This window comes from Vibrio sp. Vb0304, from assembly GCF_033338995.1.
Classification (GTDB): Bacteria; Pseudomonadota; Gammaproteobacteria; order Enterobacterales; family Vibrionaceae; genus Vibrio; species Vibrio alginolyticus.
On record NZ_JAWOTT010000003.1, the window covers coordinates 202,551 to 222,254 of the forward strand.

Below are 19,704 nucleotides of genomic sequence, written 5' to 3' on the forward strand. Positions count from 1 at the left end.
TGATTACCAGTAGAAACGAGCACCAACACCGAAGTTAGTTGCGTCGTCTGTGTCTTTGTTGTCGAAGTCAGTACCTTCGAAAGTGTAACCCGCTTCTGCGAATACACGTGCCCATTTAGAGAACTTGTATTCAACACCAGCGTAGAACCAAGAAGAGTCTGCGTCTACTTTACCTGCTTCGTCAGTAGACTGAGCTAGGTACTCGTAACCAGAGTATAGAGTTGTTTTAGGAGCAACAGCGAACATACCAGCTACAACGATGTAGTGTGAATCAACTGTTGATTTACCTAGCTTATCTTCGTTTTCGTTGTAGTAGTACGTAGCACCTAGAGTGTGCTCGTTTAGTGCGTACTCAGCAGTTACTTCAAAAGATAGGTTTTCGTTATCAGTACGCTCTGTGTGAGAAACTGTTTGCTCTACACCATTAAGAACTAGTTTTTTCTCTTTAGTTACGTTGATGTCGTTGTTCGCAGTAAGTACACCAGCGTGTAGAGATAGGTCGTTGAAAGATTTACCAACGAATACTTCTAGTACTTCTTCGTTAGAATCTTTTTCGCCTAGCGCGTAACCAGCTTTTAGCCAGAACGCGTCATTTTCGTAAGCGTATTTGATTTGAGAATCGTTGTTCCAAGCGTGACCGTATGCAGTTTCCGCTGCGTTACCACCGAAGAAGTAAGAGTAATCTGCGAAGTATACGTCATCAGCCCAAGTACCTTCTTTACCGAAGCGAAGAGTACCCATATCACCCATATCAAAACCGATGATGTGGCGACGTACGTATACAGAGTCATCTGTACGCTCGCTTGAATCAGCACCTGCGTCGTAGTTGTCACCTAGAGCAACACCGATTTCAACTTCACCCAGAACTTTTAGGCTTTCGTCAACAACGTAAACCGCGTTCACACCAGTACGAGAAGAGCTAGTGTTTAGCTCTGCTGTGTGATCAGTTTTTTCTGTGAATAGAAGAGTTGGACGTAGCTGACCGTAGAAATCTACAGAACCTTCTTCAGATTTGAATACTTCAGCTGCGTTCACTGAAGTTGCAGACGCAACTACAGCTAGTGCTAATAGAGTTTTTTTCATAATTAATCCACTGCCTTTTCTTAGTTCGGGATATCCTTGTCCGGTTCCCTTTTTTTATATGTTTGAGGTAGAGCGTTAACAAAACGTTATACAGCACCTCCTCAAAATCTGGAGCTAAGAGTGCAAAAGATTATTCTGGCTGTCAAATTTTCTAAATACCAATGTAAAAAAAACAAAATACCATTATAAAACAACAACTTGATAAGTTTACCTTTATTTATTCGACGAACATCTAACCAATCTCCATTATTATTTGTAATTTACAAAATTATTAACAAATGGTTTTTTAATCCAATAAGTAAATTTAAAAAAACAAAAAAAAGAATAAAAACCCACAAATCAGACCAAGTTGGAGTTTTATATTTTTCATATAATGAAATTAATTTCATTAAGATAAGGTTCAATATTTTTTTGTGAAGGAGATCTACATTCCTTATAAAAGCATTCCGTTTTGTGAACTACTGTACAACTAGTGATGTGTGCTACTATTCGCCTCCAACGCATTTGAGGCCCGTATGCTGACCAGTAACATTCAAAAATCGATTCGTAATAGCTATCAAAACCTTCAAGATCAACTTGATAACTTTGTGCCTAGAAGAGCACAAAACTACCTTGTTGCAGAGATTGCAAAAACGCTGTGCGGTCAGTATCACAAATCTAACCGAATACTCGTTGCAGAAGCAGGGACTGGAATTGGTAAATCGCTCTCCTATCTAATGGCAACCATTCCCGTGGCTGTACATAACAATAGAAAAGTGGTTATCTCAACGGCGACCGTCGCTCTGCAAGAGCAGCTCATAAATAAAGACCTCCCTCTTTTTCGTCGGATTACCGACCGAGAGTTTTCTTTTATTTTGGCAAAAGGCCGTCAACGCTATTGTTGTGCAGAAAAGCTCGCTACTGCTAGCGGTGCTGATGGTGGCCAGTTAGCCATGTTTGAAACCAAACCTAAGCAAAAAGATATAGAGCTGTTAGAAACAATGCATCGCTCTCTTGCGCAAGGTAAATGGGACGGTGACCGTGATTCTTGGCCTAAACCCATCGACGATAAGCTTTGGCAACTGATTGTCAGTGATAAACACAGTTGCAATAACAGTTTACCAGGCCACCGCGGCTGCCCATTCCAAAAAGCGCGCTCAGAGTTGGATAAAAACGATGTCATCATTGCTAACCACTCTCTCGTCATGGCAGACGCAGATTTAGGTGGCGGCGTGATTTTACCTGAGCCAGAAAATACGATATACGTCTTCGACGAGGCACATCACTTACCTCACGTCGCTCGTGACCATGCTTCAGCATCTGCGAGTTTAAAAGGTGCGGCAGCATGGCTTGAGAAGTTAAATCAGTCGATTAGTAAGTTTTCATCACTCGCAGACGAGAAACGCGTAGCTCGATTTCGCAACGACCTTCAAGACGCGGTTCAGAACTTGATACCGGCACTGACTCAATTGCCCAAACAGTTCGACCCGGCTCAATTTGAAGAGGGTATCTACCGCTTCGAACACGGTGAACTACCAGAATGGCTAGAGAACCAATCCAAAGAACTAAAACAGTTCAGTAAAAAAGCAAATCAGAGTGTGGCAAAAATTGCCGACCTTATTGCGGAAAGAGTAAAGGACGGGGAGCTTGCGACAAGGTTGGCTGAACCAGCGCTTGCAGAGCTCGGTTTCTACATTCAAAGGTTAGAAAACCTAGCGCAAGTATGGCATTTAATGGCTGAACCAGCTCGTGAAAAAGGTGCGCCTTTAGCTCGCTGGTTAGAAACCCACCCTGATCGCGAGGGTGATTTCATTGTGAGTGTTTCGCCACTTGAAATTGGATGGCAACTCGACCAACAGATTTGGAGCAGATGTATTGGCGCCATTTTGGTTTCCGCAACGATGCGTGCATTAAACTCTTTCCATTACTTTTGCCATCAGGTTGGTATTGATGGAAAACCAGAATCAGGCACTCAGTTTTTAGCGCTTGCGTCACCATTCGATTACCAAAACCAGGCAGAATTGCTCATCCCTGCGATGAAATATGAACCACCAGCGCCTCAATTTACTGAATATCTTATCGAGATATTGCCTAAGTACTTGGAAGACAAGAAAGCCAACTTAGTATTATTCTCATCCTATTGGCAGATGAACCAAGTCGCGAAGGCACTCTCTTCGGAGTTCATAAAAAAAGGCTGGGCGTTGCAAGTTCAAGGTGAAAGCTCACGTCAAGAAATTCTAAAAAAACATAAAAAGCTAATAGAATCAAATAAAACCAGCGTCTTATTTGGTACTGGCAGTTTCTCTGAGGGGCTAGACTTACCTGGCGAATTACTTGAAAACTTGGTGATTACAAAAATTCCATTTGGCGTTCCAACCTCCCCTGTTGAGCAGGCTCATTCCGAATACATTGAGAAAAAAGGAGGAAACCCGTTTATGCAAATAACTGTACCAGACGCAAGCAAAAAGCTGATCCAGAGCGTAGGTCGCTTACTGCGTAAAGAGAGAGACTCTGGTAGAGTAACGATTCTTGATCGACGCCTAGTCACTAAGCGATACGGACAAGCCTTAATCGACTCACTACCTCCATTTAAACGTAAAATAGAATATTAGAAGAATCACCATTTATGGAAATGATTGAGCCAACCATGCTGTTGGTGTTGGCGCTTGTCGCTTTTGTCGCAGGATTTATTGATGCAGTTGCCGGTGGTGGTGGCATGCTTACCGTACCTGCTCTACTTTCGCTAGGCTTGCCGCCTCATATTGCACTAGGCACCAATAAACTTGCCGCTACCTTTGCTTCTTCTACTGCAGCATTTACGTACTACAAAAAACGTCTATTCAAACCTCAATGCTGGAGGCGTGCATTCGTGGCAACACTCGTCGGAGCGACATTAGGTACGCTATTTGTAGATGCGATTAGTACGGATTGGCTGGAAAAAGGATTGCCGCTTGTTATTTTGGCGGCAGCGTTGTATACCGTTTTTCATAAAACACCCCACTCTGCTCATCAAAGTCCAATACCCGAGCCTTGCCCAAAACTTCATAAAAAACAGTACATGCAAGGCTTATCCATAGGATTCTACGACGGACTCGCAGGGCCTGGAACTGGGGCTTTTTGGACAGTAAGTTCAATGGCGCTGTACCGACTGAATATCTTGCTCGCCTCTGGCTTAGCAAAAGCAATGAACTTTACCAGTAACTTTACCTCTTTGATCACTTTTGCATTCCTCGGACACATCAACTGGGTGCTAGGCTTAACAATGGGAGTATGTTTAATGGCTGGTGCTTTTGTTGGCGCGCACTCCGCTATTAGATTTGGTTCTAAATTCATTCGTCCTGTATTTGTTACTGTCGTCAGCATACTAGCCATTAAATTGGCTTATGACGCATGGTTTGTAGGCTTGTCATGAACATTTCTCAACTCCAGGAAAATCTAGAACAAATGGCGAAGCAAGCCGCTGTTCTTGACCGTCAAAGAGGCGAACATCATGTTCCGCTTTTTGATGAGCGTTTATTTGGTTGCCGCTCTCGCTTACTTACTCCTTGCGTAAAAGAAGCAAAAGCCACGCTGGATGCGATTGTGCGTGAGCAAAATGAAGGTAAGCTCACCGCTTTGCGTGCTGAGTACCTCACTGAACGGTTAGTGGCGCAAATCGGTGCAATTCAACGCGAGATTTCTACCACTAAAATTCGTAAGAATGAAATCAAACATAGCAGCTATTTCCGCAAGCCTATCAACGTGCTTTATCAGGAACTCGCTCAACACCAAGAGTGGGCAAGACGCTTGCGCGAGATGGTGTTAGAAAAAGAACGTGCTGTCGAAAGCGCTCCGAGTTTTATGCGTGCCGACGCTCAAAAAGTATTACTAGCAACCGAGCAACGTTTAGCGCGTTGTGAAGCAGCACTTCTTAAGCTAGAGAACCAAATTACACATAGGGAAAAACATCAATAATGGCTGATCAACCAACCTCGCCTTTAGATGACGCACCTGAAGAGATCAAACTGGCTGTCGATTTAATCTATTTGCTTGAGAGCAATGAGATAGATCCAGAAGTTGCGCTTAACGCTTTAAAGATCGTGCAAAACGACTTAGAAAACAAATTAAAAGCAAAGTAGCTCAGAGCGTTTCAATCCTTTCACCGAGACTCATTTTCAGTGCTCTTACACAATGATACTATTCATAAAAAAGTACGCCCCCAAAAGGATAAATAATGAAAGTAATCAGCTTTAACATCAATGGACTACGTGCGCGACTGCACCAACTCCAAGCGCTAATCGACAAACACCAACCTGATGTGATTGGTCTTCAGGAAATTAAAGTTCACGATGAAGCATTCCCGATTGAAGCTGTCGAAGCCATGGGCTACAAAGTGTATTTCCATGGTCAAAAAGCACATTACGGCGTAGCAATGCTTTGTAAGCAAGAGCCTCTACACGTACAAAAAGGGTTCCCGACGGATAACGAGGAACATCAAAAGCGCATGATCATGGCAACGTTTTTAAATGAAAACGGCGAAAAGGTCACTGTGCTAAACGGCTATTTCCCTCAAGGGGATAACATCAGCCACGAAACCAAATTCCCATACAAGCGCCAATTCTATAAAGATCTGATGACCTACCTAAACGATCATCACAATAACGACGAGCAATTGATTGTTATGGGTGACATCAACATCAGCCCTATTGATGCAGATATCGGTATCGGCGAACCAAACCGTAAACGTTGGCTAAAAACAGGTAAATGTTCATTCCAACCTGAAGAGCGCGAATGGTTGAAAACCTTACTAGACTGGGGCTTTGTGGACACCTTCCGTAAGCTATACCCAGAGGTGAACGATCAATTTTCGTGGTTTGACTACCGTTCTCGCGGTTTTGATGATAACCGTGGCCTACGAATTGATGTCATTTTGGCAACCCCTTCTCTAGCGGAAAAGTGTATTGAATCTGGTATCGACTATGAGCTTCGTGGTATCGAGAAGCCTTCAGATCACGCACCAATCTGGTCAACATTTAAGTAATATATTGCAAAGCTATAAGCGAGACTCAACGCTAAGCTTAGTCCAATAAAAAGGGAGACTCAGTCTCCCTTTTCATACAAATTACCAGTTAATCACTGATTTAGCGGCCAAACCGTTTGACCATCAATAGTTATCGGTGTTTGAGCAAATTCGTTCAGACAGTAGCCTGTATTACTACTTGCAAAGTAAGTGAGCGGCATCGGCGGTAGATTCAGCGCCACAACCTGCTGTTTCGCTTTTTCTGTGAACGAGAACCCCCACATATCGAGATAGCTAGTCATATCTCGCTGAGAGATGTAGCTCAGAGCAATAAGCAACCAGTCGTTGTTCGAGATGCTATTTGCTTCTTCCCGAGAGTAGTTGGCAAAACCAATGCTCAATCGTCTCTCATCCCAAAGCGCGTCGTCCGATTTTAAGCGGTTAAACTCACGTTCAATCAGGTGCAAGCGCGCCAATAAATGCCAACCATTTTTAAGCACACCTTCATGCTGCGCCGCCATCATCATTTGAATGTAAACACGAGCGCCCCAACTCCAACTGGTTTGATTTTGCGCAGCCATGTATGCGTTTGGATCCGCTTGAGTTCGGCTAGCTTGCAATAATTCAAACTGGCCTTTGAAATCCAAGCTTTGGCAAGTTGAAACTTTTCCCGTATTCTGGAAGAAACGAGACTTACTGTAATACGAGTAGTAATTGGTCGTTGAATGCCCTTCCCAGCCTGAAAATCGGAATCGACCTTTTTCTAAACCATGACCAAGCTCATGTAAATCACCGTGACCGAGTGGGCTGAATGACCAGTAAGCATCGTAAGGGTTACCCGAACAACCATAACCACACGTCGCTTGGTCAGCGTTCATGTGCTTCACTATATCAATATTGGCGATTTCCCAACCTTGGTTTTGGGCGTATTGAATAATTTCAGGCACTTCATCTATGCCCGGCCCTTGGAAACCTGCCAGCACATGCGGGTAGTTGTGAACATATTCTTCTGTTGCAAGCGCCATTTCCGAAGGGGTAGACCACATTTCATCGTTGACCGACTCCAACATTTTGTCGCGCTTTGAGTGTACTTCAAACCCAGGAGTGATCAGCTCAGCCCAATCGAATAAATTGGCTTCTAACTGTTGAATAAAAGCGTCGTTGTCCTTCTCACTTCTCCAAACTGGATGCTGTGCCACATGATTAAATTTCAGTTCAACCGGAACATCATTTTTGTCAAAGTGAACCTGTACTGGACCACCATAAGGAGAAGTCAGCGTGATGGTTTCACCCGGCTTTACTTCATAGCCGAATGAAGTCAGCAGTTTTGGTCGCGTGTATCCATCTTTGCTGAACTCATGAGTTGCACCACTTCTTAAAGTGTTGATGACAATCTTAGTCGCCACATCATTGCTGTCATTACGTTTAACCGTAAAGGTTTCCCCAGGAAGCGCATACACACCAGCCGAACGGAAGTTACGCTTTTATTCCATATTAATCGTTGCACTGATTCTCTTTATGTCAGGGCTAAACTCACTACGGCTGAAGTTCCCCATATTTGGTTGTTTTGGGTTTACGCTTCGGCTGTTGTATTGCACGTAATCGGCAAAGTACGACTTTAGGAATTCGGTCATTTGGGTTGATTGTTTGTCCATCGGGAAGACAACCGTTTGACGATAATGATCAGCCAGCAATACCATGAGTTTTTCGTATTGGTAGCCGTTTTGATTAAACAAATCTACTTTTTGTTCATCAAGCTTTTGCAACCAATGGCGAATGCTGTTTGCCCCTGCATAAAATTGACTGTCCATATTCGCAGTGTCAGGGCAGGATTTGTCATCACACTTTGACAAGTCAACGTTGAAATTTTGAGATTCAAAACGAGACAACAGCGCTTGTTGTGTGATGACAGAGTCCGGCACAACGTTCATCAACGATGAAGGTTCCCAGTCGACCAAGCCTAACTTACGCCAATAGTTATCTCCCACATAATCAACATGGAATTTTTCCAAAATGTCTTGGCCAAGATCAGTTAGTCCTCCATCCCAATGCAGGTATAGAACAGGAATTTGGGCTTGCTCAGCGTATTCCAAAGCTTCGAGTACTGGTTTGTTGGTATCTCCAGATTGCAGATGCTGTGACAAGATCAATAAGTTTGGAGTATTGGTTTGCAAGCAGCTAAGTAGCTTCGAACCATCGCATAGGTTGGCCTCGTTAAACGCCAGCTCTTGTGAAACATTGTCTTTCAGCCAATTCCGAGTCGCTTGCTCATCCGGAAAGTAATAAGACTGATCCATTTGCGCGATGACGACGTTTGAAGTAACTCCACCCGACAACCAAGTGACCAGGTTACTTAACCATTGCGTCATCGCCGCGTTGGAAGAGTCGGGAAAACGTTGTGCCGTTCTAAATGGGTTACTACCTAATAGTGCGTAACGTTGACCATTAGACTTATCCCCGGCAACGCCAATTGACAGAGCTTGATCTTTGTAACCGCTTGCCATGGCCTTATTGGTCATCAAGATGGTGTCGTTGAAGCCATACTGAGGTGCCAAGATCGCGGCATCATGGGTTGGATCCCAATAAAGACCTGAAAGGCTTTTCGCAATTGCAGATTTGATCGTATTCGACTGCATCTTGTGGGCTTCTACAACCTGACGACTTTCTCGAATGAAATCGCTCGGGTCAGAAACGAGCAGTGCATTACCAGTTTCCAGAGCTTGTTGAACTGGAGCTTGCGTTGGTTTTACTTGAGCATTAGGTTGTGATTCTCCCTCTCCCCCACCACATCCTGTGGCTAAGGCGGCAATGCCCAACGATAGAATTGTTTTTTTCATTTTTACTTACTAAACAATGAGTTTATCGAATGTTAATGTAAGTTAATGAATAATAAGAAAGAGTCTTTTACATCGGCTGGAAAAATAGGAATGAAGATAACAAAATTATCAAAAGCAATAGCACCCACTCCGGTGCTATTGCCTCTATTGATAATTAGCTTAAAGGACGCAGATAAGCTAAGAAACGCTTCTCTGCCACTTTGAAACACCACAAAATCATAAACGTCAGTGCCATGTAGAACAGCCCCGCCGTCAGGAAAGACTCAAATGGTGCATAGTAGCGCGAGTTAACTAGACGCGCAGCACCAGTTAAATCCATGATGGTAACGATGCCCGCGACTGCACTTCCGTGCAGCATAAATATGACCTCGTTGGAATAAGCTGGTAATGCTCGACGCAATGCACTCGGCAAGATAATACGTCTGTATGTCATAAACTTACTCATGCCATAGGCTTTCGCAGCTTCCACCTCACCTTTCGGCAAACCATTAATCGCACCACGAATAATTTCTGCGGTGTAAGCCGATGTATTAAGAATAAAAGCGACCAAAGCACAGAACCAAGCGTTCTCCCACAAGGTGTCTTTAACAGGGAAAAACTGATCCATACCGTAGTAAATCAAATACAGCTGAACCAATAGCGGCGTTCCACGGAAAAAGTAAATGAATCCCCAAGAAGGTAAGCTTAGAGCGTAATTGGTACTATTGCGTGCCACGGCTAATGGGATAGAGACACACAAGCCAATAACCAACGCTAATCCCACTAACCAAACTGTTGTCCAAAGCCCCTGAAGATAAGTTGGAAAGCTTTCAATAATCAAAGAAAAGTCCATAACTTACCTCGCATGAATACTGAACTTACGCTCAACAAGCTTGAGTAGCCCGGTCGAAACGCTGGTAAAAAATAGAAAGATGAGCGCGACAGCCATGTAAAAGGTGAACGGCATTTTGGTCGTACCTGCTGCCAATGAGCTCATTCTCACCATGTCATCCAGACCAATAATGGAAACTAACGCAGTGGTCTTAAGTAACACTAACCAGTTATTACCAAATCCAGGTAGTGCATGACGAATCATCTGAGGAAGCAAGATTCTTCTAAACGATAAAGCAGAGCTCATCCCATAAGCTTTCGCCGCTTCTAATTCACCCTTGTCCACCGCCATGATCGCTCCACGAAAAGTCTCCGCCATGTAGGCGCCAAAGATAAAACCAATCGTGAGTACACCAGCTATAAATGGGCTGACATCAATATAATCAGGTAAGTAAGACGTCCATTCATGGTTTGGATCACTCGAGGCAAACCACTCGTTGAGCGTTTCGTTGATGGAGTAAAGGCTGTTATTTAAAAGTATTTGTCCACCAAAGAAAATTAGCATCATCAGAACCAAATCTGGAATGCCGCGAATGACGGTGGTGTAAAGAGTGGCAATCGCCCTTGCCCATTTGTAAGGCGCTAACTTAGCTAATGCGCCAAGCATGCCTAAGACCATGGCGAGAATGAGTGAAAGCACTGCAACTTCTATTGTTACTAAAGCTCCTTTCAAAATCGAAGCTTCGTATCCTTGTAAATCTAGCATAGGTGAGTTCCTAATCCCTAAACTCAAAAAATCGACCGTTGACTACTTCTAGGAACAAGCCAACGGTCGCTTAATTACGGTTTATTCACCGTACACATCGTAGTTAAAGTATTTACCAGCAATTTCTTGGTAAACACCTTTCTCACGTAGTGAAATAATTGCTGCGTCGAGTTTCTTCGTTAGATCTTTGTCTTGTTTACGAACAGCGATACCCATACCTTCGCCAAACCATTTTGGATCGGTTAACGATGGTCCAACAAACTCATAAGCTTCGCCACCTGCTTTGTTGATCACACCCTCTTCTAGAGCAGAAGCATCACCTAAAACAGCAGCAATTCGACCATTTTCTAGATCAAGATACGCTTCATCAAAAGAGCCATAACGCACAATTTCAACATCATCGCCGTAGTTGTCAGTTAAGTACTTGTCATGTGTCGTCGCACGTTGCACGCCAATTTTGACATCTTTAAGATTATCAAAATCTAGACCCGCACCTTTCTTAGCGATAAATTTATTTGGAATTTGTGCGTACTTGCCAGTGAAATCGACTTTTTTCTTGCGCTCTTCAGTGATAGACATTGCTGCGATGATGGCATCGTACTTACGTGCAAGCAGAGAAGGAATAATACCATCCCAATCTTGAGCGACGATTTTGCACTTCACTTGCATCTCTTCACAGAGTGCATTTGCCATGTCTACGTCAAAGCCTTTTATTGAGCCATCAGTTTCTGTCCAGCTAAACGGAGGGTAAGCACCTTCGATACCAAAGCGAACTGTTTTCCATTCTTTCGCTTGGGCAACACCTGATACAGCCGTTGCAGCAATCGTTGCTGCTAATAACCACTTTTTCATTTCCATACTCCTGTGATTGCTATTTTATTTCGTTTTGTTTGTTGTGTTGGCTTAGGAGGCAATAGTCTGCCGCCTAACAAATATTAGTAAATGGATGAGATAAACTGCTGTAATCGTTCTGAATCCGGGTTTGTAAATAGCTTAGCTGGATTTCCCTGTTCTTCCACTAAGCCTTGATGTAAAAACATCACATGGTTTGATACGTCACGCGCAAACGCCATTTCGTGCGTGACCACCAGCATAGTTCGCCCTTCATCTGCCAAATCTCTCATTACCCCCAGAACTTCTCCTACAAGTTCTGGGTCAAGCGCAGAAGTTGGCTCGTCAAACAACATCACCTCTGGGTCAACTGCTAGCGCACGGGCAATAGCTGCACGTTGCTGCTGGCCGCCAGATAAGTGCCCAGGGTAATAATCTTTACGCTCATACAAGCCTACTTTCTTAAGCAAGACTTCTGCATTTTCAATCGCTTGAGCTTTTGGCACGCCTAAGACATGAACAGGCGCCTCAATCACGTTTTCTAGTACGGTTAGGTGAGACCAGAGGTTGAAACCTTGGAAAACCATTGCCAGGCGTGAGCGAATACGTTGGACTTGCTTTTCATTAGCAGGAACAGATTCACCTGCTCTGTTGTTCTTCATTTGGATTAATTCACCATTTACCCAAATTTCGCCCGCGGTAGGCGTTTCTAGCAAGTTGATACATCTGAGAAAGGTACTCTTACCTGAGCCGGAAGAGCCAATGATGGAGATAACATCTCCTTTGTGCGCGGCAAGTGAAATGCCTTTTAAAACTTCATTTTGTCCAAATGTTTTGTGCAGGTCTTTTATATCTAGCGCTGGTACATCATTCATGCGCCCTACTCCCTGTGTTTTTGTCACTGCAATTAAGGGACTCCGCCCTCTCTAATTCGGAACAAATTAGCACCGCCCTTTGAAACTTGCAACAAATTATTAACCTAAATAATTCGAATAGAAAGATACGATAGACAAATTAATATGCAATATATAGCAACATATTCTTCAAAAGTTGAATATTAAATATAAAAAAGCCCCTTTCAAAGGGGCTTAATAAATTTACAAAAGTGTTAATTGAAACCTATTCGAGGTCGCAATGAATTAATTAAAACGACTGACTACCAACGAGTTTGAAGTACGTAATGTCACTTCATTTTCTAAGCCTTCTTTTTCAGAAGTAATGATGCCATCTAGGTCTTCATCTAGTTCAGGCTCTGACGCTTCACCATTGGAGAAGAAGCTCATGAAAACTTTAGAATCAATATTACTATCTTCATTCACTACTAAAGCAGTGCGATTAAAATCGTCCGAAGCTGAAACCTTCAAACCGTTAACGGCCGATGTTGGGAAGTTGTAGTAATGCAATTCAGGAACAACAACAGAATCACTATCACTTGTTGTGAAAATGCGATGTGTGACTCTGTAGTCGCCTGAAGTTGCAAAGTAAGCGACACGAGTAAAGCCTTCAGTAGACGATGTTAAGCCCATGTCCAGATCAATCACGGACTCTGCACTTCCTTGCGTTGATACACTTGGTTTTGTGTTCGGCAGGTTATCAATATTTAAGTAAGCACTCGGATCAACGTCAATATCCCATCCGTCAGAGATCGTTTCGTTAAGTAGAGACTCCCAACCATTAACTTGATTCTCTGAGAACGCCATGTATACCCAAGTTTCTTTATTCGTTGCACTAGGGCGATTATATTCAACGGCCGTTTTATCCAGCTTCAACGCGTCATATGCAAAGCCGTTAGTAACAAAGCCAATGTTAAGCGAGTCGTAAGTATAGTCAGAAGACGAATAAATGTTTGACGTATTATCCGCTCTAACTAAGGCTATCTCACCAGTTCCCCACGAACCAATACCATATTGGTAAAGCGCTTTGTCGCTTGAACCTGATTCATACTGAAACAATGCCGTTGGTTCACCTTTAAGCCCCATCAGTTCATCAGTAGGCAACATATCAGGGTTCGGAGACGTGAAAATATCGGTTTGCGAGACAAAGTTGTAATCTCCGCCACCTGATTCAGCGTTTCGGTAATCTAAGTTAGTAAACTTATTGCTTGCTAAGTTACCGCCAGTAAAGCATTTGTTCAAAGAGTCTCGGTTTAGTGCAAAAGTAGCATTACGTAGTTTCTTATCTTGCAAGAACTCTTTTGAAAACGTGTTTACGCGAGCTTCTTTGCCGTTAAATTCTATTGCTTGAAACGTTACAAAGCCGCCGTCAGGGATATCTTCAAGATAAAACTTAAAGTTATCAGTGGTAGGTTTGATAATGTCTCCGGATCTTTTGCCATCGGCATCAGAGTAGTAACCGATAACATAGTTGGTCACTTGCTCTTTTGACGCTGCACTATAGGTTAAAACCGTTTTATCGCCGTTCAGCTCAGTTTTGTGGTCATATACAGTACAACCTTTCGTAGTTGCTTCACTTTCAGTCATTGTTGCTGGTATAGCAAAATCAAAAGTAAACGCAGTTTTCGGCGCTGCACCACCGCCACCGCCGCCACCGCCGCCGCAACCGACCATTAACCCTGAGATGATTGCCACTAGTGGCAGTACTTTAAGCTGTTTCATGTCTTTTTCCTAAACTGAGCGGCAATGATTAGCCAAAAAATTGTCTTTGCTCTGTCCAAAGCAAGAATAAAGCCAGCTTTATATAATCATCGTGAATATTGACATTTAATCTGCATCTCGTGCAAAAGGACAAAAAGTTCTAATTTTATGCAACTTGTGTAATGAAATTACACAAGATCTCCGCATCTCATTCGCATGCCAGAAACTTTCTGTAGTTTTATTTCACAACCATTCTTAAAGTGATCTAAATCAATCACCCTAAATGGCTATCTTGCTAGACTCCTGCCAAAAGATGAGGCTTTTTTTGTGCCTCAACACAATAAGTTATTAGCTATGCTTAGGCACAGTGTCGACGTGTAACAAATCTAACAATAGCTAGCATAAGCGTGCCGCAGGATGCGGATTAACACAATTGAATGAAGAATTCATAACTTTTAAATATATGAGGAATCTATGTCAGACGCAGTTAACAAAACGCACTCTGATTCAGATATCGAGACCAAGAGCTACCGTGAGCTTCATCGTCCAGCATCTGAGTTCGCAAGCCGTTCAGACTACCTAGACCACGAACTACAAATCATGAAGCCACGTCGTTTTGGCTTGAACTTGCCAGGTCGTGACTTCCGCTTTGAGCTTGAAGACCTTGTTCCAGCACTTGCTGGTACTATCGGTATTATCGCAATGTACTCTGCGGTAATGATGTCTTGGGCTGAAGGTCTTACTGCAGCATGGGACCACGTAAACTTAGGCAAGGACTTTGCTATCGAAGTTGCGCGTGTAGAAATGCTCATCCCTGCACTTCTTTTCTGTGTACTTGCCTCTGGTTTTATTAACCCTAAAGCCAACCTAGCAGGCAACCACGGCCCAATGATCCCTCTTATTGGTACCATTGCTCTTGCTGGTGCTCACCCTCTTGCATTAGCAATTCTCATTGGTGTGTTTGGTTTGATTTTGAGCCTCTTAAAAGGTGGGTCAAAACTGGTTAACCTCACCTCTGAAGGTACGGCTGGTGGCCTTCTTATTTTCCTAGGTTTAACCGGAACCATGAGCCAAATTAACTCTATTCAAGCTTGGGCTGTTGGTTTGCAATCCGATACGGTTGCCGCTGGTAGCATGGGTTACATCGGTCTGATTGTTCTTGCGGTTACCATTGGCTTATACGCGTTCCTTGCTAAAGTGAACAAACGCTGGCTAGCGATCCCTGTTTGTGCCTTCACTGGGCTTGCAATCGCACTGGCTCTTGGCGCAGGCTTCGATATTAAATTCGTAACCGAGACAGGCCTTCCAAACCTAAATCCAATCTACTGGTGGGGTTCAACAGAAGAAGGTTGGATGCTTGGTCTTCCTAATATGGAACACTTCATCGCTTCACTACCATTCGCCATTCTTGCGGTAGCAATGTGGTCACCTGACTTCTTGGGTCACCGTATCTTCCAAGAGATGAACTACCCACGTAAGAGTGAGAAAGTGCTGATGGACGTTGATGACACAATGACAATGTGTTCCGTTCGCCAAATGGTCGGTACTGCAGTGGGTGGTGGTAACATCACATCATCTTGGGGGACTTACATGATCCCTGCTGCAATCGCGAAACGCCCTATTCCTGCTGGTGCCATCTTACTAGGCTCTCTATGTATTATTGTTGCAATCCTTGGTTTTCCTATGGACGTTGCAGTATGGCCTCCAGTTATGCGCGTTGCTCTTCTCGTTGGTGTATCTCTACCACTGCTTGAAGCTGGCATGCAGATGGTGAAGGACTCGAAAGACTCACAAGCAGCAGGTATCTGTATCTTTGGTTCTGCCGTTGTTAACCCAGTTCTAGCTTGGGCACTAACTATGCTTTTAGATAACAACGGTTTAATTGGAGATAAAGAGCGCGCGTCTCGCCTATCATTTGTAGACAAGATTGTGATCCCAGTAAGCGTACTTGTTATCTGTTTAGTTGCTATGCTTGCAGTTGGTATGCTTGAAGGCCAGTATGGCATCCAAGCTTGGCTATAAGCTAGCAGTCTAGAAATTTGTGGGTAGCGCTCGTCGCTACCCCATTTTTATCGAGATTTTTGAGGATTTATTGATTTAGTTTAAGGTTTGCAAAAAAATTTTAGTTTAACCTCTAACTGTTGCTTAAAAAGAGAAACGTTAAAACTAGTGACAATATTTATAGTTTTGTAAATCGAATACGTAAATTTAAGACTATAAATATTGTTATTCATAAGAGTGTACTGTTCCCCTCTTTTATCTGGGGATAGCTGGCTCAACGGCGAAGCAGTACGTATTTTTTTCTACTAAAAAGGTAGGTATGTCATGGCAGAGCAATTTGCTAAAGCTTGGGAAGGTTTTGCTGCAGGCGACTGGCAAAACGAAGTAAACGTTCGTGATTTCATTCAGAAGAACTACACTCCGTACGAAGGCGACGAATCTTTCCTAGTTTCTGAAGGTACTGAAGCGACTAACAAGCTTTGGGCTAAGGTAATGGAAGGCATCAAACAAGAGAACGCGACTCACGCTCCTGTTGATTTTGATACTTCAGTTATCTCTACCATCACTGCTCACGATGCAGGCTACATCGAAAAAGACCTAGAAACTATCGTAGGTCTTCAAACTGACGCTCCTCTAAAACGTGCGATCATCCCTAACGGTGGTATCCGCATGGTTGAAGGTTCATGCAAAGCCTACGACCGCGAGCTAGACCCACAAGTTAAAAAAATCTACACAGAATACCGTAAAACTCACAACCAAGGCGTTTTCGATATCTACACTCCTCAAATCATGGCGTGTCGTAAATCTGGCGTACTGACTGGTCTTCCAGATGCATACGGTCGTGGTCGTATCATCGGTGACTACCGTCGTGTTGCTCTATACGGTATTGACTTCCTAATGAAGGATAAATTCGCGCAGTTCTCTTCTCTACAAGAGCGTTTTGAGAACGGCGAAGACCTACAAATGACAATGCAGCTTCGTGAAGAGATCGCAGAGCAACACCGTGCTCTAGGTCAAATCAAAGAAATGGCTGCAAAATACGGTTGTGATATTTCTCGTCCTGCTGAAACTGCGCAAGAAGCTATTCAGTGGACTTACTTCGGTTACCTAGCTGCTGTTAAATCTCAAAACGGTGCGGCTATGTCTCTAGGTCGTACTTCTACGTTCCTAGACATCTTCATCGAACGTGATATCGCGGCTGGTAAGCTAACTGAAGAACAAGCTCAGGAAATGATCGACCACTTCGTAATGAAACTACGTATGGTTCGTTTCCTACGTACTCCTGAGTACGATGATCTATTCTCTGGCGACCCTATCTGGGCAACTGAGTCTATGGGTGGTATGGGTCTTGACGGTCGTACGCTAGTTACTCGTACAAACTTCCGTTTCCTAAACTCACTATACACTATGGGTCCTTCTCCAGAGCCAAACATCACTGTTCTTTGGTCTGAGCAACTACCTGAAGGCTTCAAGAAGTTCTGTGCGAAAGTATCTATCGATACTTCTTCTATTCAGTACGAAAATGACGACCTAATGCGTCCAGACATGAACTCTGACGACTACGCGATCGCATGTTGTGTATCTCCAATGGTTGTTGGTAAGCAAATGCAGTTCTTCGGTGCTCGTGCGAACCTTGCGAAAACAATGCTTTACACCATCAACGGTGGTGTGGATGAGAAGCTAAAAATCCAAGTTGGCCCGCAAATGCCTAAGATCGAAGGCGATGTTCTTAACTACGATGAACTGTGGGAGAAAATGGACCACTTGATGGATTGGCTAGCGAAACAATATGTGACTGCACTAAACGCTATCCACTTCATGCACGATAAGTACAGCTACGAAGCGGCACTAATGGCTCTACACGACCGTGACGTTAAACGTACTATGGCTTGTGGTATTGCTGGTCTATCTGTTGCGGCTGACTCACTATCTGCAATTAAATACGCAAAAGTTAAGCCAATTCGTGACGAAGACGGTCTAGCAATCGACTTCGAAATCGAAGGCGATTACCCTAAATTCGGTAACAACGACCCACGCGTTGATGACATTGCATGTGAACTTGTTTCTGTATTTATGGGCAAAATCCGTAAGCTTAAGACTTACCGTGATGCAATCCCTACTCAGTCAATTCTTACTATCACTTCAAACGTGGTTTACGGTAAGAAAACTGGTAACACGCCTGACGGTCGTCGTGCTGGTGCTCCATTTGCTCCAGGTGCAAACCCAATGCACGGTCGTGACGAGAAAGGTGCTGTAGCATCACTAACTTCAGTTGCTAAACTGCCGTTTGCTGACGCACAAGATGGTATCTCTTACACATTCTCTATCGTACCTAACGCACTAGGTAAAGATGAGGGTTCACAACGCGCTAACCTTGCTGGTCTTATGGATGGTTACTTCCACCACGAAGCGGGTATCGAAGGTGGTCAACACCTAAACGTGAACGTTCTTAACCGTGAAACTCTAGAAGACGCAGTTAAGCACCCAGAGAAATACCCTCAGCTAACAATCCGTGTATCTGGTTACGCTGTTCGCTTCAACTCTCTAACTGCAGAGCAACAAGCTGACGTAATCGCGCGTACATTCACTGAGTCTCTATAAGACTATAGCGAAATAACGTTCTAGTAATACAACAAAGGCTGATGCTAAGTAGCATCAGCCTTTTTTTATTTCTTGAATGAAAGTTGTGATATCGCGAAAGACTTTTGCCCGCATTCTTACGTATGATGCGAAAAAAGTTAGCAAATAAAGTCTATGAGATTTAGTAAATTAATTATTCTTACCCTTCTTTCTCCAGTTGCAATAGCATCCACTAAGTCTACGGTTTCTTTTACCATCGACAACGATGGTATTTTTGGCGTCGATCAAGACTATACGAATGGTGTTTTCCTTTCTTACGCGACAGACCAACTGACACAAGAAAGCCAATGGAAATGGCTGAGTCTAGCTAACTCAGAGCACGCCAATATCGATAAAATAGAGTTGGTTCTTGGCCACAAGATGTGGACTCCAAGCGACATTGAAGCCGATTATCCACTAATCAATGATCGCCCATATGCCGGTTACCTACACACCGAAATCAACTACCTTTCCCTAACGAGTGACAAAGCTGTACGGTACAATTTCACCATAGGAACTACGGGTGAAAGTTCGCTATCAGAAAAGGCGCAAGAAATCGTTCACGGCATAACAGGATCGACGGACCCTCAAGGTTGGGATTACCAGATTGAAGATAAAGTGGCGTTCAGCCTTGGTTACCGCGTATTTAACAAATTGATGCGCAGCGAAGAACAAAAAACACAATGGGAGATCACCAACATTAACGACATCAATGCGGGTAACTTCCGTAGTGATGTCTCTCAAGGCGTCATGTTTCGTTGGGGTACAAACCTAGCGAATAGCATCGGAGCCGCCAATATCAGTGTCGAAAGCCCTTTCTCAGCAAGTATGATCGCTCAGAACACGTCGAGTTGGTTCTTGTTCACCGGGTTTGAAGGTCGTTACCGCTTTAATGACATGACTATCGAAGGAGATCGTCCTGGCATTCCTGAACCGTCAGCGCCATACGACGTCACACTGCAAAATTGGCAAGCAAGTGCCGTCGCGGGAGTATCTTGGTACAACCAAAATTACGGTGCAAGCATCACCTTTACAATTAAAACACCGGATTATGAAGAAGCCCAAACCGATGTTTATGGGACAGGCTCGTTCTCCGTGTTCGCCTTTTTCTAAAAACTGGATTATCCCAGCATCGAAGTCAATCTAGATACACGGCAAGTTCTCGGGGTAGGTATTAACCACCTC

14 protein-coding genes and 1 pseudogene are annotated in these 19,704 nt (G+C 43.6%); 8 read left to right on the forward strand and 7 right to left on the reverse strand.

What is annotated here, in order from left to right; all coding sequences use genetic code 11:
* Positions 1 to 3: 3 nt before the first annotated feature.
* Complete coding sequence (locus tag R7P35_RS07760; protein WP_005378424.1) at positions 4 to 1,083, reverse strand: porin; 1,080 nt, start codon at positions 1,081 to 1,083, stop codon at positions 4 to 6.
* 515 nt (positions 1,084 to 1,598) lie between these two features.
* Between R7P35_RS07760 and dinG the strand changes: the two genes are divergently transcribed.
* From dinG to xthA, 5 genes are all read left to right on the forward strand, one after another.
* Entirely contained in the window at positions 1,599 to 3,674 is a 2,076-nt protein-coding gene (gene dinG, locus R7P35_RS07765; protein ID WP_054575464.1) for an ATP-dependent DNA helicase DinG, read from the forward strand.
* Positions 3,675 to 3,688: 14 nt separating this feature from the next.
* Complete coding sequence (locus tag R7P35_RS07770) at positions 3,689 to 4,474, forward strand: sulfite exporter TauE/SafE family protein (RefSeq protein WP_005387866.1); 786 nt, start codon at positions 3,689 to 3,691, stop codon at positions 4,472 to 4,474.
* Positions 4,471 to 5,016, forward strand: a complete 546-nt coding sequence (locus R7P35_RS07775) for a primosomal replication protein (RefSeq protein WP_033905048.1) — start codon at positions 4,471 to 4,473, stop codon at positions 5,014 to 5,016. Before R7P35_RS07770 ends, R7P35_RS07775 begins: the two co-directional genes overlap by 4 nt.
* Positions 5,016 to 5,180, forward strand: a complete 165-nt coding sequence (gene rsmS / locus R7P35_RS07780) for a pleiotropic regulatory protein RsmS (RefSeq protein WP_005378432.1) — start codon at positions 5,016 to 5,018, stop codon at positions 5,178 to 5,180. Before R7P35_RS07775 ends, rsmS begins: the two co-directional genes overlap by 1 nt.
* A 95-nt stretch (positions 5,181 to 5,275) precedes the next feature.
* Positions 5,276 to 6,082 (forward strand): exodeoxyribonuclease III, encoded by an 807-nt coding sequence (xthA, locus tag R7P35_RS07785; protein ID WP_005378433.1) that lies wholly within the window; start codon positions 5,276 to 5,278, stop codon positions 6,080 to 6,082.
* Between the two features lie 92 nt (positions 6,083 to 6,174).
* On the opposite strand, the pseudogene R7P35_RS07790 reads toward xthA, so the two are convergent.
* The 6 genes and pseudogenes from R7P35_RS07790 to R7P35_RS07815 form a co-directional block, all read right to left on the reverse strand.
* Positions 6,175 to 8,898 (reverse strand): annotated as a pseudogene (locus tag R7P35_RS07790) (ImpA family metalloprotease).
* Positions 8,899 to 9,052: 154 nt separating this feature from the next.
* Entirely contained in the window at positions 9,053 to 9,730 is a 678-nt protein-coding gene (locus R7P35_RS07795; protein ID WP_005378435.1) for an ABC transporter permease, read from the reverse strand.
* 3 nt (positions 9,731 to 9,733) lie between these two features.
* Positions 9,734 to 10,474, reverse strand: coding sequence for an ABC transporter permease (locus R7P35_RS07800; RefSeq protein WP_005378436.1), 741 nt, complete (start codon positions 10,472 to 10,474; stop codon positions 9,734 to 9,736).
* Positions 10,475 to 10,555: 81 nt separating this feature from the next.
* Positions 10,556 to 11,326, reverse strand: a complete 771-nt coding sequence (locus R7P35_RS07805) for an ABC transporter substrate-binding protein (RefSeq protein WP_005378437.1) — start codon at positions 11,324 to 11,326, stop codon at positions 10,556 to 10,558.
* Between the two features lie 83 nt (positions 11,327 to 11,409).
* Positions 11,410 to 12,180 carry an ABC transporter ATP-binding protein gene (locus R7P35_RS07810; protein ID WP_005378438.1) on the reverse strand — a complete coding sequence of 257 codons (771 nt, stop codon included), beginning with the start codon at positions 12,178 to 12,180 and terminating at the stop codon, positions 11,410 to 11,412.
* Positions 12,181 to 12,444: 264 nt separating this feature from the next.
* Positions 12,445 to 13,920, reverse strand: coding sequence for a hypothetical protein (locus tag R7P35_RS07815; RefSeq protein ID WP_017820023.1), 1,476 nt, complete (start codon positions 13,918 to 13,920; stop codon positions 12,445 to 12,447).
* Between the two features lie 453 nt (positions 13,921 to 14,373).
* Between R7P35_RS07815 and R7P35_RS07820 the strand changes: the two genes are divergently transcribed.
* The 3 genes from R7P35_RS07820 (at position 14,374) to R7P35_RS07830 (ending at position 19,632) form a co-directional block, all read left to right on the forward strand.
* Positions 14,374 to 15,921 carry a DUF3360 family protein gene (locus R7P35_RS07820; RefSeq protein ID WP_005378441.1) on the forward strand — a complete coding sequence of 516 codons (1,548 nt, stop codon included), beginning with the start codon at positions 14,374 to 14,376 and terminating at the stop codon, positions 15,919 to 15,921.
* Between the two features lie 303 nt (positions 15,922 to 16,224).
* The gene (pflB, locus tag R7P35_RS07825) at positions 16,225 to 18,501 is read left to right on the forward strand and encodes a formate C-acetyltransferase (RefSeq protein ID WP_318091941.1); all 2,277 of its coding nucleotides are present in this window, start codon (positions 16,225 to 16,227) and stop codon (positions 18,499 to 18,501) included.
* Between the two features lie 153 nt (positions 18,502 to 18,654).
* Positions 18,655 to 19,632, forward strand: coding sequence for a lipid A deacylase LpxR family protein (locus R7P35_RS07830; protein WP_005378443.1), 978 nt, complete (start codon positions 18,655 to 18,657; stop codon positions 19,630 to 19,632).
* The last annotated feature ends 72 nt before the right edge of the window (positions 19,633 to 19,704 follow it).

Excerpts from the sequence above, each read along its gene's own strand:
- R7P35_RS07810 (WP_005378438.1), bottom strand. The coding sequence starts at position 12,180 with ATGAATGATGTACCAGCGCTAGATATAAAAGACCTGCACAAAACATTT.
- R7P35_RS07820 (WP_005378441.1), top strand. The coding sequence starts at position 14,374 with ATGTCAGACGCAGTTAACAAAACGCACTCTGATTCAGATATCGAGACC.
- R7P35_RS07760 (WP_005378424.1), bottom strand. The coding sequence starts at position 1,083 with ATGAAAAAAACTCTATTAGCACTAGCTGTAGTTGCGTCTGCAACTTCA.
- rsmS (WP_005378432.1), top strand. The coding sequence starts at position 5,016 with ATGGCTGATCAACCAACCTCGCCTTTAGATGACGCACCTGAAGAGATC.
- R7P35_RS07770 (WP_005387866.1), top strand. The coding sequence starts at position 3,689 with ATGGAAATGATTGAGCCAACCATGCTGTTGGTGTTGGCGCTTGTCGCT.
- R7P35_RS07815 (WP_017820023.1), bottom strand. The coding sequence starts at position 13,920 with ATGAAACAGCTTAAAGTACTGCCACTAGTGGCAATCATCTCAGGGTTA.
- pflB (WP_318091941.1), top strand. The coding sequence starts at position 16,225 with ATGGCAGAGCAATTTGCTAAAGCTTGGGAAGGTTTTGCTGCAGGCGAC.
- xthA (WP_005378433.1), top strand. The coding sequence starts at position 5,276 with ATGAAAGTAATCAGCTTTAACATCAATGGACTACGTGCGCGACTGCAC.
- R7P35_RS07800 (WP_005378436.1), bottom strand. The coding sequence starts at position 10,474 with ATGCTAGATTTACAAGGATACGAAGCTTCGATTTTGAAAGGAGCTTTA.
- R7P35_RS07830 (WP_005378443.1), top strand. The coding sequence starts at position 18,655 with ATGAGATTTAGTAAATTAATTATTCTTACCCTTCTTTCTCCAGTTGCA.
- R7P35_RS07775 (WP_033905048.1), top strand. The coding sequence starts at position 4,471 with ATGAACATTTCTCAACTCCAGGAAAATCTAGAACAAATGGCGAAGCAA.
- R7P35_RS07805 (WP_005378437.1), bottom strand. The coding sequence starts at position 11,326 with ATGAAAAAGTGGTTATTAGCAGCAACGATTGCTGCAACGGCTGTATCA.
- R7P35_RS07795 (WP_005378435.1), bottom strand. The coding sequence starts at position 9,730 with ATGGACTTTTCTTTGATTATTGAAAGCTTTCCAACTTATCTTCAGGGG.
- dinG (WP_054575464.1), top strand. The coding sequence starts at position 1,599 with ATGCTGACCAGTAACATTCAAAAATCGATTCGTAATAGCTATCAAAAC.